The 17,485-nt window shown below is 72.1% G+C and carries 17 protein-coding genes; 8 read left to right on the plus strand and 9 right to left on the minus strand.

Annotation, left to right across the window (positions count from 1 at the left end; genetic code table 11):
* Nucleotides 1-19 precede the first annotated feature (19 nt).
* The 3 genes from QI633_RS12145 to QI633_RS12155 all read right to left on the minus strand — a co-directional run bounded on the left by QI633_RS12145 (nucleotide 20) and on the right by QI633_RS12155 (nucleotide 3,183).
* Nucleotides 20-1,453, minus strand: coding sequence for a cytochrome ubiquinol oxidase subunit I (locus QI633_RS12145; RefSeq protein ID WP_282429126.1), 1,434 nt, complete (start codon nucleotides 1,451-1,453; stop codon nucleotides 20-22).
* 84 nt (nucleotides 1,454-1,537) lie between these two features.
* On the minus strand, nucleotides 1,538-2,200 hold the full coding sequence (locus QI633_RS12150; RefSeq protein WP_282429127.1) for a hypothetical protein: 663 nt from the start codon (nucleotides 2,198-2,200) through the stop codon (nucleotides 1,538-1,540).
* Complete coding sequence (locus QI633_RS12155) at nucleotides 2,197-3,183, minus strand: hypothetical protein (RefSeq protein WP_282429128.1); 987 nt, start codon at nucleotides 3,181-3,183, stop codon at nucleotides 2,197-2,199. The genes QI633_RS12150 and QI633_RS12155 overlap by 4 nt, the downstream gene beginning before the upstream one ends.
* A gap of 136 nt (nucleotides 3,184-3,319) precedes the next feature.
* Between QI633_RS12155 and QI633_RS12160 the strand changes: the two genes are divergently transcribed.
* Nucleotides 3,320-3,994, plus strand: coding sequence for a response regulator transcription factor (locus tag QI633_RS12160; RefSeq protein WP_282429129.1), 675 nt, complete (start codon nucleotides 3,320-3,322; stop codon nucleotides 3,992-3,994).
* Here QI633_RS12160 and QI633_RS12165 read toward each other — a convergent pair.
* Entirely contained in the window at nucleotides 3,966-4,382 is a 417-nt protein-coding gene (locus tag QI633_RS12165; protein ID WP_282429130.1) for a pyridoxamine 5'-phosphate oxidase family protein, read from the minus strand. The genes QI633_RS12160 and QI633_RS12165 overlap by 29 nt on opposite strands.
* Before the next feature lie 119 nt (nucleotides 4,383-4,501).
* On the opposite strand from QI633_RS12165, the gene QI633_RS12170 reads away from it, so the two are divergent.
* Nucleotides 4,502-6,100 (plus strand): GAF domain-containing sensor histidine kinase, encoded by a 1,599-nt coding sequence (locus QI633_RS12170; RefSeq protein ID WP_282429131.1) that lies wholly within the window; start codon nucleotides 4,502-4,504, stop codon nucleotides 6,098-6,100.
* Here QI633_RS12170 and QI633_RS12175 read toward each other — a convergent pair.
* Both QI633_RS12175 and QI633_RS12180 read right to left on the minus strand, forming a co-directional pair.
* Entirely contained in the window at nucleotides 6,087-6,938 is an 852-nt protein-coding gene (locus QI633_RS12175; protein ID WP_282429132.1) for a Gmad2 immunoglobulin-like domain-containing protein, read from the minus strand. The genes QI633_RS12170 and QI633_RS12175 overlap by 14 nt on opposite strands.
* Before the next feature lie 10 nt (nucleotides 6,939-6,948).
* The gene (locus QI633_RS12180; RefSeq protein WP_282429133.1) at nucleotides 6,949-8,490 is read right to left on the minus strand and encodes a YfcC family protein; all 1,542 of its coding nucleotides are present in this window, start codon (nucleotides 8,488-8,490) and stop codon (nucleotides 6,949-6,951) included.
* Nucleotides 8,491-8,648: 158 nt separating this feature from the next.
* Here QI633_RS12180 and QI633_RS12185 point away from each other — a divergent pair, with 158 nt between their 5' ends.
* The 6 genes from QI633_RS12185 to QI633_RS12210 are packed head-to-tail and all read left to right on the plus strand — an operon-like array spanning nucleotide 8,649 to nucleotide 15,758.
* Nucleotides 8,649-9,872, plus strand: coding sequence for an arginine deiminase (locus tag QI633_RS12185; RefSeq protein ID WP_282429134.1), 1,224 nt, complete (start codon nucleotides 8,649-8,651; stop codon nucleotides 9,870-9,872).
* Between the two features lie 5 nt (nucleotides 9,873-9,877).
* Entirely contained in the window at nucleotides 9,878-10,879 is a 1,002-nt protein-coding gene (gene argF / locus QI633_RS12190) for an ornithine carbamoyltransferase (RefSeq protein ID WP_282429135.1), read from the plus strand.
* A gap of 1 nt (nucleotide 10,880) precedes the next feature.
* Complete coding sequence (locus QI633_RS12195) at nucleotides 10,881-11,831, plus strand: carbamate kinase (RefSeq protein WP_282429136.1); 951 nt, start codon at nucleotides 10,881-10,883, stop codon at nucleotides 11,829-11,831.
* Nucleotides 11,828-14,464 (plus strand): cation-transporting P-type ATPase, encoded by a 2,637-nt coding sequence (locus QI633_RS12200; protein WP_282429137.1) that lies wholly within the window; start codon nucleotides 11,828-11,830, stop codon nucleotides 14,462-14,464. The genes QI633_RS12195 and QI633_RS12200 overlap by 4 nt, the downstream gene beginning before the upstream one ends.
* Nucleotides 14,461-15,390: a universal stress protein gene (locus QI633_RS12205; RefSeq protein WP_282429138.1), complete on the plus strand. Its 930-nt coding sequence runs from the start codon at nucleotides 14,461-14,463 to the stop codon at nucleotides 15,388-15,390. The genes QI633_RS12200 and QI633_RS12205 overlap by 4 nt, the downstream gene beginning before the upstream one ends.
* Entirely contained in the window at nucleotides 15,387-15,758 is a 372-nt protein-coding gene (locus QI633_RS12210) for a DUF5655 domain-containing protein (protein WP_282429139.1), read from the plus strand. Before QI633_RS12205 ends, QI633_RS12210 begins: the two co-directional genes overlap by 4 nt.
* On the opposite strand, the gene QI633_RS12215 is transcribed toward QI633_RS12210, so the two are convergent.
* From QI633_RS12215 to QI633_RS12225, 3 genes are read right to left on the minus strand one after another with little or no spacing between them, the layout of a single operon-like run.
* Nucleotides 15,740-16,153, minus strand: coding sequence for a hypothetical protein (locus QI633_RS12215; protein WP_282429140.1), 414 nt, complete (start codon nucleotides 16,151-16,153; stop codon nucleotides 15,740-15,742). The genes QI633_RS12210 and QI633_RS12215 overlap by 19 nt on opposite strands.
* On the minus strand, nucleotides 16,150-17,034 hold the full coding sequence (locus QI633_RS12220) for a hypothetical protein (RefSeq protein WP_141798946.1): 885 nt from the start codon (nucleotides 17,032-17,034) through the stop codon (nucleotides 16,150-16,152). The genes QI633_RS12215 and QI633_RS12220 overlap by 4 nt, the downstream gene beginning before the upstream one ends.
* Nucleotides 17,031-17,471, minus strand: coding sequence for a DUF1003 domain-containing protein (locus QI633_RS12225; RefSeq protein ID WP_141798945.1), 441 nt, complete (start codon nucleotides 17,469-17,471; stop codon nucleotides 17,031-17,033). The genes QI633_RS12220 and QI633_RS12225 overlap by 4 nt, the downstream gene beginning before the upstream one ends.
* Nucleotides 17,472-17,485 lie beyond the last annotated feature (14 nt).

Here is a 17,485-nt window from a genome sequence, read left to right on the forward strand (position 1 = left end):
TGGGTCTCCTCGCGGGCGCTCAGTAGGCGAAGGCGAGGGGACGGTCCTCGCCACTGTCGGTCGGTACGTCGGGCGGCAGCTCCTCGGCGCCCTTGCGGATCCAGGTGAGCAGCAACCGCACCTCGACCACCGCGAGCACGCCGTACACCGCCGTCAGGGAGAGCAACGAGATCCAGGCCTCGGTGGTGGACAGCCCCGGGGACACCGAGTGCTCGGTCGTCATCAGGCCGAACACGGCCCAGGGCTGGCGTCCCATCTCGGTGAAGATCCAGCCGAAGGAGTTGGCGAACAGCGGCAGGAACGGGAGCGCGACGGCGGCGGCCAGGACGGCGCGCCCCTGCGGGCTCCGGCCCTTCCGGGTCGCCCAGAGCACCCACGCGGCAACGGCTGCGCCGGCGATGCCCAGGCCCATCATCAGCCGGAACGTCCAGTAAGTCAGCGGGATCACCGGCGTGTAGTCGCCGGGGGAGTAGTACGCCGCGCCGGGGTCGGCGCCGTAGGCCTCCTCGTACTTGGCGCGCAGGTCGTTGATCCCCTCGACCTCACCGTCGGGCGTACCGGTGGCGAGGAAGGACAGCAGCCCGGGAATCTTGATGGAGAAGGTCTCCTTCTCGCCGTCGAGGCTGCCGAGCTGGAAGACCGAGAAGTCCGCCGGCTGCTCGGTCTCGTAGAGCCCCTCGGCCGCGGCCATCTTCATCGGCTGGACCTCGGTCATGATCTTGCCCTGGACGTCGCCGCTGACGAAGACCCCCAGAGCGGCCACCAGCACGATCCAGGCACCGGTGCGCACCGCGGGGCGGTAGACGCCACGGTCCTCCTCGGACCGGGCCCGGCGCAGGTGCCACAGGGCGATGCCGAGCACGAAGGCGGCTCCGGTCATGTAGGCGGACAGCACGACGTGCGGGAACGTGACGAGCTGGACCTTGTTGAACAGGACCGCAGCGAAGTCGTCCATCTCTGCCCGGCCCGTCTCGGGGTTGAAGGCGTAGCCGACCGGGTGCTGCATCCACGAGTTGGCGGCGAGGATGAAGTACGCCGAGAACAGCGTCCCGACGTGGACGAGCACGATGCAGGCCGCGTGCAGCTTGGGCGAGAGCCGGTCCCAGCCGAAGATCCACAGGCCGAGGAAGGTCGACTCGAGGAAGAAGGCGAGCAGCCCCTCGATCGCCAGCGGGGCGCCGAAGACGTCGCCGACGAAGCGGGAGTAGTCGCTCCAGTTCATGCCGAACTGGAACTCCTGCACGATGCCGGTCACCACGCCGATCGCGAAGTTGATGAGGAACAGCTTGCCGAAGAACTTCGTCAGGCGCAGCCAGCGCTCGTCCCGGGTGCGCAGCCAGGTGATCTCGTAACCGGCGATGATCGCCGAGAGGCCGATCGTGATGGGGACGAACAGGAAGTGGTAGACGGTCGTGATGGCGAACTGCCACCGTGCGATGTCGGTCGGGTCCACGGGTGCTCCTGGCAGGTGTCGGGAGGGGCGCGCTGGGGCAGGCGCCCGGTGACGACCACGCTAGGAAGCCGCGGGGGTCGAGCCCTACGGCCGGACTTCCTGCGGTGACGGGACCTTTGGCCCGCGGCGCCGGTCCGCGATCAGGAACGCGTCCGCGGCGTGCCGGGTCGTGCCTCCGAGCACGGCACCGGCGAGGGTCCCGGTCGCCGTGCCGAGGAGGACCACGGTGAGCCACGACCAGTCCGCACCTGCGACTCCGGCGCCGAGGAAGATCACCGGCATCGCGGCCGTCCAGCCGATCGTGCTGGCCCGGACCCAGGACCACGGGTGCTCGACACGGCGCCGGACGACGACGGCCTGGGCCGCGCCGAGCAGCGCGCCGGCCATGGTGCCGAGCGCCGCGGCGCCGAGGAGCACCAACGGCAACGCAGGCGGGCGGCCGCCGTCGTCGGTCGAGAGGGTCGCAGGCGCGGAACCGGCCGCCCAGGCCAGCCCCGCGACGAGGACGGTGGCGCCGGCCCAGCGACGTGCGGCGGCCGGGCCGAGCGCGGTCCGCAGGACGCGCGCTTGCAGCACGCCGAGGGCGGTGCCCTCGACCAGACCACCGGCGACGACCACCCCGAGCGCGACGGCCGGCGGAGCCTCCCGGACGTCGGTGACCCAGGTCGCGAGGCGGGCAGCGCCGGCGGCGGCGGTGATGCCGATCGCCTCGGCCAGCGTGCAGGCGCCCAGCCAGGTGAGCCTCATCGCTGCAGGACGTCGTCCAGCGGCCGCCGCGGGGTGCGGGGAAGGTCGCGGCGACCGATCGCCTGCCAGCCCACCCGGAGCAGCAGGTGGGGCTCGAACCGGGAGGCGAGCACCGTCTGCGCGATCTCGTGACGCGTGCTCTCGACCTCGATGGGCTGCGTCATCGGGATGACCGACATCCCAGCGCGAGTCGCCTCGAGCCAGAGGTCGCTCATGGCCTCGCCGGTGCGTAGCCAGCTCCCCACGTCGTCGGCGTCACCGCCGAGGGCGATCACTCGCTCCCCGCCGTGGATGACCAGTCGGGTGTCCTCGAGCACGCCCGGCCGGAAGCGGGAACGGGCCTGCAGCGGGTCCGGGTCGTCGGGCAGCAGCTCGAGCGGAATGCCGTCCGGACCGTCGCGGTCGATCCAGCGGTCCTGCTCGAGCAGGCGGCGGCCCTCGACCTCGAGGAAGCTGATGGCGCGGTTGGCGAGCAGTTCGAGCCGGAACCGGGCGGCGTCGGTCGTCACGGCCTCCGCACGTGCTCCCCACAGGCCGGCGCGTCGGCACAGCTGGTCCAGCCGGTCGGGCGGGACTGGCCAGGCGGTGAACCGGCGCCGGTCCGTGCACCGGGCCCGAAGCAGGTCGATGTCGCCGCGGGCGACAGCGTGGTGGACCGAGCGTGAGACCACGATCCGGGCGAGGACGGCGTCGGGCGCGCCCGTGGGCAGCCGGTCGACGATCGTCTCCCACCCCAGGGCGCGCGCGGCGAACTGGAGGTGGTGCAGCGCAGCGCCGCAGCTGATGGTGAGGTTGCGACCGCGGGGGTCCTCCGCCGGCAGCCGGCGGCGTAGGTCGGCCTGCAGCTCGAGCGTGCCGTCGTGATGGCGCCACAACCAGGGCTGGGTGTTGTGGACGCTCGGAGCCAGGCACGCCAGCGAGACCAGGCGCTCGATCACGGCGACCGGCGCCCGCTCCGTGCGCGTCCCGAGTCGGTTCGACATACCCACGTCCCCCTCATTCTTCCGTGGAGTCTCACGGTGCCGGACGGGGCGCGGTAGCAGCAGGGCACAAGGTCCCCAAGTCGTGGGAGCGCGGTCCTGCCCCCAAGAGCGCCCGAACGGGACTACCGTGGGTGGGGTGAACGACGAAGGTGCCCGCGAGGGCGACCAGCAGATCCGTGTCTACCTGCTCGACGACCACGAGATGATCCGGCGCGGCATCCGGGACCTCCTCGAGAGCGAGGGCGACATCGTGGTCGTCGGGGAGTCGGATTCCGCTGCCGAGGCCGCGCGCCGCATTCCCGCGCTGCGTCCCGACGTGGCGATCCTCGACGGGCGCCTGCCGGACGGCTCCGGCATCGACGTGTGCCGTGACGTCCGCTCCCAGGACCCCTCGATCAAGGCCCTCATCCTGACGTCCTACGACGACGATGACGCCCTGTTCTCCGCGATCATGGCCGGCGCGGCCGGATACGTCCTCAAGCAGGTCCGCGGCACCGACCTGCTCGACATCGTGCGGCGAGTGGCCGCCGGGCAGTCCACCCTCGACCCGTCGGTGACCGCGCAGGTGCTCGACCGCATCCGGTCCGGTCCGCCGGTCAACAAGGAGCTCGAGTCGCTCACCGACCAGGAGGGTCGGATCCTCGACCTGATCGGACAGGGGCTCACCAACCGGCAGATCGCGCGCGAGCTGCACCTCGCCGAGAAGACCGTGAAGAACTACGTCTCCTCGCTGCTCGCCAAGCTCGGCATGTCGAGTCGCACGCAGGCCGCGATCTTCGCTGTCAAGCACCCGCCGCGCTCGGAGGGCTGAGGATCCGGCGTCCGGACACCGACGCGACGTCGATCCGCAGGCTCAGCACCCGAGGACCGGTCGCCCAGGGTGTGGGACCTGGCGACGGCTGGCGCTCGCGCGTGCAACGGCCGCGGACGAGCACGCTCCACCCCGTGTGGACCTCCTCGTCGAGCTCGTCGACCTCGAAGGCGACCTCGCTGCCCTCGCAGTCACGGGCCAGGTGTGAGTAGGGCGTGGTCCGCAGCAGCACCGTGTTGTCCACCACCGCGAAGTTGAGCGGCAGGACCGTCACGCCATCGTCCCCCGACCAGGCGAGCCGGCCCACGGGTCGGGACCGGAGGAGGCTCCAGCACTCGTCGTCGGACAGCACCACCAGCCGGCCCGGCCGGACATCGGACGTCGGCATCGGGACCACCTCCTTCTCGGGGACGTCTCCATCGTCGTACCGCCCCAGACGGGTGCACAGGTGCGCGGGTCCCGGAGAAGTGGGGTCCTTCGACCCGGTGCGGGAGTAGTCTCAGCGTCGTGGAGGGAGTCGAGCCCGGGAGCACGATCGACCTGGGGCAGGTGGAGTTCGAGGAGCTCGTCCGCGAGGTCCTGGACCGGATGCACGGCGCCCTCGACCAGCAGGCGCGGCTACAGCTCCTCCTCGACGCCGTCGTCACCATCTCCGCCGACCTGAGCCTCGACGGCGTGCTGTCGCGCATCGTGGCGATCGCCAGTCGCCTCGTCGACGCACGGTACGCCGCGCTCGGCGTGCTCAGTGCCGGCCGGCAGCGGCGGCTGCGGACCTTCATCCACCACGGCATCTCCGGGGACCTCGCTGCCGAGATCGGCGACCTCCCGACGGGACATGGCCTCCTCGGCCTGATCATCGACCGGCCCGAGCCGCTGCGCCTGCACGACATCGCCGAGCACCCCGCGTCGTACGGGTTCCCCGATCACCACCCGCCGATGAGCTCCTTCCTCGGCGTGCCCGTCCGGATCCGGGACCGCGTCTTCGGCAACCTCTACCTGACCGAGAAGGCCGGCGGAGGCGACTTCACCTCACAGGACGAGGAGATCGTCGTCGCCCTCGCCGCCGCCGCCGGCGTCGCGATCGAGAACGCCCGACTCTACGAGGAGACCACGACCCGGGAGACCTGGGCGCTGGCGACGGCCGCCCTCGGGCCGGCCCTGGCCGACCCGGACCCGGCGGAGGACCCGGTCGCCGACCTGGTGGCGCAGGTGCGCGACCTGGCCGGCGCCGACGCGGCCTGGGCAGAGATCACCTCCGAGGAAGGGCAGCAACAGCGACTCGCCCACAGCGGGACGGAGTCACGAGACCGTGACGATCCCGTGCTCACGGTTCCGTTCAGCCCCTCGGCGGGATCGTCGGGGACCTTGTCGCTGGCCTGGTCGCCCGAGCAGGAGGACCGCTACTACGCCCTCGACACCAAGCTCGTCGCCGCGTTCGCGGAGCAGGCGGCGCTCTCGCTGCAGCTGGCCGAAGCCCGGGAGGACCAGCGCCGACTGGCGGTGTTCGAGGACCGCGACCGGATCGGCCGCGACCTGCACGACCTGGTCATCCAGCGGCTCTTCGCGGTCGGCCTCGGCCTGCAGGGCGCGACCCGTCTCGTGCAGCGCCCGGAGGTCGCCGCACGCATAGAGCAGGCTGTCGACGACCTCGACGCGACGATCAAGGACATCCGGCGTGCCATCTTCGGGCTCAGCTCGCTGGAGTCGGCCGGCGACGTGCAGGCCGAGGTCACCCGATTGGTCGACCGCGCCGCGGCCACGCTCAAGTTCCGGCCGTCGCTCACCTTCGAAGGCCCGGTGCGCACCCTGGTCCCCGACGACGTCGTCCCCGACCTGCTGGCGGTGCTGGCCGAGGGCCTCTCGAACGCGAGCCGGCACGCCGAGGCCACCGCGATCCAGGTGGTGCTCGAGGCCGGCGACCAGGTGGTGCTGACGGTCCGGGACAACGGAAGGGGGATGTCCGAGGCCGTGGCCGAGAGCGGGCTCGCCAACATCCGGACCCGTGCAGAGCGGCGCGGGGGGAGCCTGAGCGTCGAGTCCGGCGCGGGAGGCGGAACGGCGCTGATCTGGTCCGTGCCGACTCGCGGGAGCACTACTCGACCGTGACCGTGCGGGTGTCGGTCATGGGCGTGCCGCCCTGCCCGCCGGACGGGTCGTCCTCCTCCACCTGGACCACGTAGCGTCCGCGGTCCAGCGGCAGCGTGAACGAGTAGGGTGCGAACCGCTGCCCCTCACTCGTCATGGCTGTGCCCTGCCGCACGACCGCGCCGTCCGCCGACAGCACGCGCCAGGACAACTGGGCCTCGAAGACCGCCGCCGTGCCCTCGACCGTCACCGGTGAGGAGACGACGGCACCGTCGCCGGGACTGTCGATCTGGACGAGCATCCGCACGTCGAGCGGTGGCTCCCGGCGCACCGCCCGGTCCCAGACCAGCACGCCCCACAGCTCGCCCGCCGGCCGGCCCTCGATGAGCAGCTGGACGGGATCCGTGCGCCCGAGGACCTCGGTGACGGTGTAGACGAGCTGCTGGACCATCCGCGCTGCGGCCTCCGACCCGGCGTTGGCCCGCCGGGCGTCGGCGGAGACGTCGACCTCGATGACGCCCGCCGCCCGGCGGACCGACAGGACCCGCGTCTGCGGGTCCCAGGTCGTGGTGTAGTCCGGGTCGGTCGGCCCCGCGATCATGGCCTCGACCGCAGCCTTCGCCGCATCGGTACCGGCCAGCCGGCGTCGCTCCCGAGCGAGGCGCACTCCTGCGCGCGTGTCGACCAGGAAGTACACGAAGGAGGCGATGCCCGGGGCGGTGCCGGTCGTCGGGCCGCCGGTGGCTCCCGGCGTGGCGGGCCCGGTCGGCTCGTTCGCGCACCCACCGAGCACGACGAGGACGAGGACCAGCCCGACCAGGCCCCGCCACCGCGGCCCCGCAACGGAGTGCCCACTCATGGCACGCCCCTCAGGAGAGCACTGCTCCGAGAGCGAGTGCCGCGGTACCCAGGACGAGCAGGATCCCGACCAGCGGCAGCACGAACCGCAGGTACTGGTCGTAGCGCACCTTGGCCAGGGCGAGCCCGCCCATCACCACCGCCGAGGTCGGAGTGATCAGGTTGACCACGCCCGAGGCCGACTGGAAGGCCGTCACGACGATCGAGCGCTGGACGTTCGCGAAGTCCGCCAGGGGCGCCAGGATCGGCATGGCCAGCGCGGCGTGCCCGGACGTGGACGGCACCAGGAAGGCCAGCGGCACGTTGATGAGGAACATGACGGCGCCGAAGACGCCCGAGGATGTGCCGCTCACGGTGTTCTCCATCGCGTGCAGCACCGTGCCCGTGATCTCGGTGTTGTTCATGATCACGGTGACGCCACGGGCGAGGACGATGATCAGCCCGACCCCGACGAAGTCGCCGGCGCCACGAGTGAGGGCTTCGCTGACGCCGTGCTCGCCGAGACCGCCGACGATTCCGACGACCAGCGACATGACGAGGAACAGGGCCGCGAGCTCGGGGAAGTACCAGTCGAGCTGCCACGAGAAGCTCGAGGCGTCGGGACCGTGGATCACCTGGGCCCAGGGGACGATCGCGAAGATCATGAACGCGAAGGTCGCGGCGACGATGGCGAGCACCGCCTTCTGGCGACCGGACAGCGCCGCGACGTCCCGCAGGCCGTGCCCGCGCAGCTCGTCGTCGCCGTCGACCGGACCGACCAGGGAGCGGGAGGGGTCGGCCTTGACCCGGCGCGCGTAGCGGGTCACCCACCACACCGCCACGGGCACGAGCACGAGGTACATCACGAACCGCAGCGCGATGCCGTCGCCGATCGAGATGCCGGCCGAGTCGGAGGCGACGCCGGTGGCGAACGGGTTCACGGTGGAGGCGAGCACGCCGATGCCGGCACCGACGAGGATGGTGGCGGCCGCGACCATCCGGTCGTAGCCGAGCGCCAGCATCAACGGGATCAGGAGCGCGTAGAACCCGAGGGTCTCCTCGGCCATCCCCTCGGTGGTGCCGCCGATGGAGAACAGGATCATCAGCACGGCGATGAGCGCTGTGCCCCGTCCGCTCATGCGCTGGGCGACCCGCGCCACGCCGTCGTCGATCGCGCCGGTCCGCATGGCCATGGTGATGAACACGCCGATCGCCAGGACGAACAGGAAGACCCCCGCGGCGCCGTACAGCTCACCGGACTCGTAGGGCCCGATCTTCCCGTCGGAGTTGAGGATGCCGTACAGCCCGTTGACCGGAGCCATGAAGAGGTCCATGAGCCGGTCGCCGAACGACAGGCCGCTGTCCGAGGCGGCATAGCTGCCCGGGATCGGCCGGCCGCTGTCGGCGTCGGTCTGGTAGGTCCCGGAGGGGATCACGAAGGCGAGCAGCCAGACCGCGATCGTGACGCCGAAGAGCACGGCGAAGGCGCTGGGGAAGTGGAAGCTGCGACGAGCCCGTGCCTCGCTCGCCGGTGGTGGGGCGCTCGGTCGCTCCGCTCGGTGGATCGTGCTCATGGTGGGTACCTCCTGTGAATGGCGTGTCCGCACCACGGAAGCACCGCCGCCACGGCACCGAGATCGGTCGATGTGCCCCAAGCGTCGGGACCTAGGACCCCTCCGCCGGGGCGCCGCGCCGCGCAGGATCGGCCCCAGGAAACCAGAGAGGAAGTCCCATGAACCTGCACGTCGACTCCGAGGTGGGCACGCTGCGCCAGGCGATCCTGCACCGGCCCGGGCTGGAGCTGATGCGCCTGACGCCCACCAACAAGGACGCCTACCTGTTCGACGACGTGCTGTGGGTCAAGCGCGCCAAGCAGGAGCACGACGCGTTCGCCGAGGTGCTGCGCGACCAGGGCGTCACGGTCCACCTGCTCGACCGGCTGCTCGCCGAGACGATGGAGATCCCCGAAGCCCGGCGTCACGTGCTGGACAGCACGTTCGACGAGCGCGTCTACGGGCCGCTCGCGGCTGACGCGCTGCACAACCTCGGTGCCGGGCTCCCGGCCGAGGAGCTGGCGACGATGCTCATCGGCGGTCTCACCAAGCGCGAGCTGCTCGAGCACATCGACGAACCGCGGTCGGTCGCGGTGCAGACCATGGACGCCGACGACTTCGTCATCGCACCGTTGCCCAACCATCTCTTCACCCGCGACACCTCCGCGTGGGTGTACGACGGAGTCTCGGTCAATGCGATGCGCAAGCGGGCCCGCACCCGCGAGACGGTCCACTACGAGGCCATCTACCGTTGGCACCCGGCCTTCGCCGACGCGGGCTTCCGGTGGTGGGCCGACGGCTCCATCGGTGCTCCGGCCACCACCGAAGGTGGGGACATCCTCGTCCTGGGGCGTGGCTCGGTCCTGGTCGGCATGAGCGAGCGGACCACGCCGCAGGGGGTCGAGCGGATGGCCCGGCGGATCTTCGACGCCGGTCGGGCCCAGCGGATCGTGGCCCTCGCGATGCCGCAGAAGCGCGCCTTCATGCACCTCGACACCGTGATGACGATGGTCGACGAGGACACCTTCACCCAGTACGCCGGGCTCGGCCCGCTGCCGTCGTACACCATCGAGCCGGGGGACACCGAGAAGGAGCTCGCGATCACCGCGCACGCTCCCCAGGAGATGCACGCCGCGATCGCCGCCGCCCTCGGCCTCGAGCGGATCCGGGTCCTCACGCCCACCCAGGACGTGCGCTCGGCCGAGCGGGAGCAGTGGGACGACGGCTGCAACGTGCTGGCCGTGCGCCCCGGCGTGGTGGTCGCCTACGAGCGCAACGTCACCACGAACACCCACCTGCGCAAGAACGGCATCGAGGTGATCACCATCGAGGGCAGCGAGCTCGGACGGGGCCGCGGCGGCCCGCGGTGCATGACCTGCCCCATCGAGCGCGAGGGGATCTGAACGCGATGGCCTCGCCCCTGCGCAACCGCTCCTTCCTCAAGGAGCTGGACCTCACCCCGGAGGAGTGGCGCTACCTCCTCGACCTCGCCGCCGCCCTCAAGACGGCCAAGCGGGCCGGCACCGAGCAGCCCCGGTTGGCCGGCAAGAACATCGCGCTGATCTTCGAGAAGACCTCGACCCGGACCCGGTGCGCCTTCGAGGCGGCCGCCCACGACCAGGGCGCCCACGTCACCTACCTCGACCCGACCGGTTCGCAGATCGGCCACAAGGAGTCGATGGCCGACACCGCCCGCGTCCTCGGCAGGATGTACGACGGCATCGAGTTCCGCGGCTCCCGCCAGGCAGACGTCGAGGTGCTCGCGCAGCGCTCCGGGGTGCCGGTGTGGAACGGGCTCACCGACGAGTGGCACCCGACGCAGGCGCTGTGCGACATGCTGACGATGCGCGAGCACGCGGCCAAGCCGGACCAGGCGATCTCGTTCGCCTACCTCGGCGACGCCCGCAACAACGTGGGCAACTCGCTGCTGGTCGCCGGCGCGATGATGGGCATGGACGTGCGTGTCGTCGCTCCGCGTGCGCTGTGGCCCGCCGACGGCGTCGTGGCCCGGGCCCGGCAGCTCGCAGAGCAGACGGCCGCACAGCTGTTGTTGACCGACGACGTGGGCGAGGGCGTCGCCGGCGTCGACTTCCTCTACACCGACGTCTGGCTCTCGATGGGGGAGCCGAAGGAGCGCTGGCCCGAGCGGATCGCGCTGCTGCGCGACTACCAGGTCGACATGGCCGTCGTGAAGGCGACCGGCAACCCGGACGTGCGGTTCCTGCACTGCCTGCCGGCATTCCACGACCGGCACACGACGGTCGGCGAGGAGATCTTCCAGCAGACCGGGCTCACGGCGCTCGAGGTGACCGACGAGGTGTTCGAGTCGCGGCATTCCATCGTGTTCGACCAGGCCGAGAACCGGATGCACACGATCAAGGCCGTCCTCGTCGCGACCTTGGGGGACTGAGATGCGGATCGTGGTGGCGCTCGGCGGCAACGCGCTGCTGGCCCGCGGCGAGCACCCGGACGCCGACGTCCAGGAGGCCAACGTACGACGTGCCGTGGCCGCACTCGCCCCGCTGGCCGCTCGGCACGAGCTGGTCATCACGCACGGGAACGGGCCCCAGGTCGGTGTGCTGGCGCTGCAGAGCGCCTCCGACCCGCGGCTGACGACGCCGTACCCCTTCGACGTCCTCGGCGCCCAGACCCAGGGCATGATCGGCTACTGGCTGCTCCAGGCCCTCCAGAACCGTTTGCCCGGCCGACAGGTCGCCGCGATCGTCAACCAGACGCTGGTCTCGGCCACGGACCCGGCGTTCGACCGGCCGACGAAGTTCGTCGGCGAGGTGTACGCCGAGGCCGAGGCCCACCGTCTCGCCGCCGAGCGTGGCTGGACCGTGCGCGCCGACGGCGACGGCTGGCGCCGGGTGGTCGGGTCACCCCGCCCCGAGCGGGTCGTGGAGACACCGCTCATCCGCGCCCTGCTGGGCCTCGGGGCGGTGGTGGTGTGCGCCGGCGGCGGCGGGGTGCCCGTCGTGCGCGACGAGCTCGGCGAGCTCTGCGGGGTGGAGGCTGTGGTCGACAAGGACCTGACGAGCGCCGTCCTGGCCGAGTCGCTCGACGCCGACGCGCTGCTGGTCCTCACCGACGTCCCCGCCGTCATGCGCGGCTTCGGTACGCCGGACCAGGCGGCGATCCACCGCGAGACGCCGGCCGGCCTGCGCCAGCTCGACCTTCCGGCAGGCTCGATGGGTCCCAAGGTCGACGCCGTGTGCCGGTTCGTGGAGCGCACCGGGGGAGTCGCGGCGATCGGCGCGCTGGAGAACGCCGTTGCGGTCCTGGCCGGGACCTCGGGCACCGTTGTCACCGCGACCGGCCGCTACGAGGGACCGGTCCGTGCGCCGGAGGGCTCGCCGTGACCGGGCTCGCCCCCGAGGCGCCGGTCGACGCGGCAGCCGCAGCGGGACTGACCGAGGAGCAGGTCGAGCAGAGTCGGCGCACGCACGGCGCCAACGTCGTGGCCTCGGTCCGCCGCAAGCCCGCCTGGCGACTGCTCCTCGACCAGATGACCCACCTGCTCGCCGTCCTGCTGTGGGTCGCGGCCGGCCTGGCAGTGGTCGCGGGGATGCCTGAGCTGGGCATCGCGATCTCACTGATCGTCGTGCTGAACGCGCTGTTCGCGTTCTGGCAGGAGTTCCACGCCGACCGGTCCACGGAGCGGCTGCGGGCCCTGCTGCCCGCCCGGGCGCTGGTCGTCCGCTCGGGACACCAGGTTCTCGTCGAGGTGGCCGATCTCGTGGTCGACGACGTCGTCCTGGTCGAGGCCGGTGACCGGGTCGGCGCCGATCTCGAGGTGGTCTCCGCGGAAGCGCTGGCCCTCGACGAATCGCTGCTCACGGGGGAGAGCGCAGCGGTCCCGCACGACGCCGGGGACAGGCTGATGTCCGGCACCTTCGTCACGCAGGGACGGGCCCGGACCCGGGTGGTGGCCGTGGGTCCCGACACCACTCTCGCCGGGATCTCGCGGCTCTCCGAGACGGCCCACCGTCCGCCGAGTCCGCTCACCGTGCAGCTGCGCAAGGTCGTGCGCGTGGTGGCGGTCGTGGCGTTCACCGTCGGCATCGGCCTCGGTCTGGGCTCGCTCGCGCTCGGCCTCGACCCGACCGAGGCGTTCCTCTTCGGCGTCGGAGTCTCGGTGGCTCTCGTGCCGGAGGGACTGCTGCCGACCGTCACCCTCTCGCTCGCCCGCGGCGCCCAGCGGATGGCCGGCGAGAAGGCACTGGTGCGACGCCTCGACGCTGTCGAGACGCTCGGCGCCACCACCTTCATCTGCACGGACAAGACCGGGACCATCACGCAGAACCGGATGAACGTGGTCACGGTCATCACCTCCTCCGGCAGGCACGACATCGCCGGCGACGGGTACGCGCCGACCGCGACGGTGACGGGGACCGGTGACCCGAGCGCACTGCAGCGGGCCGCCCGGTCCGCCCTGCGTTGTGTGACGGGCCGCGTCCGGGAGAAGGACAGCGGCTGGTCTCCTGTCGGGGATCCGATGGAGGCCGCGCTGCACGCGCTGGCGCTGCGGGTGGGTGCCGCGGCCGAGGAGGTCGTCGTCCGGCGTCCCTACACGGCCGAGCGGATGGTGAGCTCGGCGTGGTACGACGGAGAGGTCGCCGTCCTCGGTGCGCCGGAGGCGGTGCTCGCGCGGTGCCTGGCCGTGCCCGAACACATCCGCACGGCGCTCGCCGAGCTCACCGATGTCGGTCTGCGCGTCCTCGCCGTCGCCGGCCGCTCCGGCGGCGAGGACGCGGGTGAGGCCGGCGAGCGCGACCTGAGCTTCCTCGGGTTGCTCGGCCTCCAGGATCCGCCACGCCCCGACGTCGCACAGGCCCTCGGCGAGTGCCGTCGCGCCGGGATCCGGGTCGCCATGTTGACCGGGGACCACCCGCGCACCGCGCAGGCGATCGCGCGCCAGGTCGGACTGCTGCATGACGGGGGAGTGGTCATCGAGGGGAAGGACCTGCCCGCGGACGACCGTGACCTCGCGACGCTGCTCGATGCGGAGCAGGGGGCGGTCGTTGCCCGGGTGGCGCCCGCCGACAAGCTCCGCATCGCTCGCGCGCTGCGAGGCAACGGACACGTGGTCGCGATGACCGGCGACGGCGTCAACGACGCCCCCGCGCTGCGTACGGCGGACGTCGGCGTCGCGATGGGAGCCAGTGGCAGCGACGTGGCGCGGGAGGCGTCCGACCTCGTGCTCCTCGACGACCACTTCGCGACCATCGTCACCGCCGTCGAGCTCGGCCGGGCCACGACGCAGAACGTCCGCCGCTTCCTCACCTTCCACCTCACCGACAATGTCGCCGAGCTGGCCCCCTTCGCCGCCTGGGCGCTGAGCGGGGGCAGCTTCCCCCTCGCCATCGGTGTGCTCCAGGTGCTGGCGCTCGACATCGGTACCGACATGCTGCCCGCCCTGGCGCTGGGCGCCGAACCGGGTCGTTCCGACGTGATGCGCGGACGACGCCGGCGCACGCTGATCGACCGGGCCCTCGCCGTCCGGGCGTTCCTGGTGCTCGGCCTGACCGAGGCGGTCCTGGCGCTGGCGGCGTTCACCACGGTGCTGGTGGGACACGGCTGGCGGTGGGGCGCCACCCCGCAGGACTCGACCCTGGCGCTCGCCTCGGGCACGGCCTTCGCCGTGATCGCGGGCACCCAGGTGGCCAACGCCTTCGCCTGCCGCAGCACCCGCCTGCCCGTGTGGCGGCTCGACCTGCTCAGCAACCGGCTGGTCCTGGTGGCGGTCGCCGCCGAGGTCCTCCTGCTCATGGTCTTCCTCGGCGTCCCGCCGGTCGCCGAGCTGCTCGGTGGCAGCTTCCCCGACGTCGGCGGCTGGCTCGTCGTCGTCGCGTCGGCCATGGCCCTGCTCCTGGTCGACGGCCTGGCCAAGACGCTGCGCAGGACCAAGGTCCCCGCAGGCACGGGCGCGGCGACCCTGCCCGCGATCCGGCTCGGCGGCGAGGCTCGGAGCGACCCCGAGGAGGAACCATGACCACCACCCCGCCCCGCCCGGTCGTCGTCGGGCACGACGGCACCTACGCCAGCAGCGGCGCGCTGCGCTTCGCGATCGGAGAGGCCCGGCGCAGCGAGGCTCCGTTGCGGGTCGTGCACGCGATGCCCTTGCAGACCTCGGCGTTCCTGGACCTCCCCGTCCTCGCCGAGGAGCTGGACGCCGAGCGTCAGCAGGTCGAGGCGACGCTGGGTGCCGAGGTCGCCCGCCTGGCCGACGACGTCGAGGTGCAGGTCGTCACCTGCCACGGCGCGCCGGCCCCCGTGCTCCTGGGGGCAGCCGACGACGCCCGTCTGCTGGTGATCGGACGTGAGAACCGAACGGGTCTGCGCAGGTTCCTCGGAGGCGCCACCACGCAGGACGTGGCCGCGCACGCCCACGCACCACTGGCCGTCGTACCCGAGGGCTGGCGTGACGGTCACACCTCCCGGCAGCGGGTCGTGGTCGCTCTGAAGGCACCCGCACACAGCACGGAGCTGCTCGGGGCCGCCTTCCGCCGCGCCGAACAGTCCGGCGGGGCGCTGCGAGTGGTCCACGCGTGGGAGCCGGACGACCGGGTCGACGGCCACCGCCCGGACGGATGGACTCCTCAGGCCCTGCTGGTCGAGCGGGCCGCGGCGTCGATCGACGACCTGCTCCGGCCCTGGCGGCGCGCCTACCCCGGAGTGGTCGTCAACGTCGAGGTCCACCTGGGCGACCCACGCGCCGATCTTCTCGAGGAGTCCGCCGCGGCGGACCTGCTGGTCCTGCTGCGGGGCGAGGCTCCGCTCCTCGGCCCTCACCTCGGCGGCGTGCTGCGTCCCCTGCTCCACGCCGCGGACTGCCCGGTCCTGGTGGTGCCTGCCACGCACGCAGAGCTCCCGCCCCTCGACCTCGAGCTGGAGCGCGAGGGCACGCTGCTGCGATGACCGGGTCGGTCGACGAGTTCTTCGACGGCGACCCGACCGCACGGCAGATCCACGACCGGCTGGTGGGCGAGCTCACGGCGGTCGAGGGCGTCGAGGTGCACGTCAGCCGCTCCCAGGTCGCCTACCGGCTCGGACGCACCTTCGCGATCGAGTGGAGACCCGGACGCTACCTGCGCTCCGAGGTACCACTCGTCCTGTCGCTCCCGTTGCGCCAGCGGCTGGAGTCCACCCGCTTCAAGCAGGTAGTGCAGGTCGCCCGCGGCACGTGGATGCACCACCTCGAGCTCCGCTCGGCGGCCGAGGTCGACGACGAGGTCCGGCGCTGGATCCGGCTCGCCCGGGGCCAGGCTCAGGAGCCTCGGACCTGAGGCGATGAGAGGTCCCGCCACGCCAGTGGCACCAGTAGCCCCAGCGCCGGCACGACCCAGAACAGGAATCCCCAGCCGAACAGCACCAGCAGCAGGTGGAAGGCGATCACGCCGACCCACCCGACGCGGGCTGCGCGCCCGCCCACGAGCAGGCATCCGCCGAGCGCGATCTCGCCGGCCATCAGGAGCAGTCCGTAGATCTCGGGACGGGCCATGACGACCTCCGCCCATGCGTCACGCACGAACGGGAACAGGGCCTCGTCGGCGAACGGCCGGTAGAACTCAGGATCGGCAACGACGATGCCGAGATGGACGCCTCCGGTCACCAGGAAGAAGGCGCCCACGACGCGGCGTGCGAGCGGACCGGGCGGCGGGCGGCGCGGTGCCGTCATCATGACGCCGCCATGGCTCGACGCAGCACCGACCGACCGGCGCGCAGGGCGGGGACGGCGCAGGCGAGGCTGGCCGCCGTGGTGATGACCAGGGTCGTCACCGACGCGTGCGGGTCGTCGCGGATGACCATCACCGCGGCCATCGCCGCGACGGAGGGCGGGACGAGTGCGAACCAGGACACCACCGCGAACCAGGCTGCCTCGGCGGCCGGGCGGTCGCGACCGACGGCCACGGCCGCCGCCACGGCGAGCGGTACGACGACACCCAGGTCGAGCAGCACGATCGACCAGTAGAACGCGGGAGCCTCGGCGTACTCGGCCGGGATCGGGCTCGCGGTCACCGATCCTGCGAGCACCGGCAGGTAGCGCGCCACGACGAACGTCACGAGGAGGACCAACCAGGCGACGCGTGCGTGCCGGGTGCGATCGGAGATCCGGCGCCCAGGAGCGGCGACGGCCCGGCACCAGCACCACACGCCCGCGACACCCGCGAGCGTCGCGATCGCGAGGTGGAGGACGACGGTGGGCGAGTACGCGAGGCGCTCGGGTCCGACGACGTACTGCACGAACATGTAGGCCGTGTAGCCCGTCGGTCCCAGGGCGAGGACGGCCGCTCCCGGGCGGTCGTGGAGCGCGAGCACGGCGGCCGTGACCAGCGTCGGCACCACGAGGGCCAGCGTGACCAGCTCGAGACCGAGCAGCTGGTTGAGGAGCGAGTCCGGCAGGGGGTAGGCGAGCACGTCCGCCCCCAACGGCCCGAGCGCGCTGTTCAGGACCAGCGCGGCGGCGATCACCAGGAGTACCGGGCCCAGGGCCCGGCCGGAGTGCCGCGTCGGGGCGTGGGGTGGTGTGGTCGCAGCCGCGGCGGGTCGCACGTCGGTCATGCCTCGAGTCCCTCCGAACGCCTCGCCTCGGGATCGACCAGCCGCCGGTGCAGCTCCTGGGTCAGCACGTGGATCTGACGGGTGAGCTCGGTGTTGGTCTTCAGCTCGAGCTCCTGCTCGACGAAGTCGTGGTCGGCCTTCGCGCGCTGGACCTCCGCCTGGCGGTTCTGGCCGATCATGACGAAGGTCGACAAGAAGATGGCCTCGAGCGAGACCACCAGCGTGAGCGTCGGCCAGGGACTGCGCTCCGCGGCGAGCATCCAGAGCGCGAACACCGCCGTGTGGATCCACACGAACGGCATCGACCCCGCGAACGCGGTGATCGCGTCGGCCAGGCGGGACTGCCAGTCCTCGGCGCGGCGCTGGAAGTAGCGCTCGATGCCCGGGTGGCGGGCGGCACCGGAGCCTCGGTGACCCGGGGAGGTAGGTCGATGCATGCCTCCGACGCTAG

It is taken from the genome of Nocardioides sp. QY071 (assembly GCF_029961765.1).
Taxonomy (GTDB): domain Bacteria; phylum Actinomycetota; class Actinomycetes; order Propionibacteriales; family Nocardioidaceae; genus Nocardioides.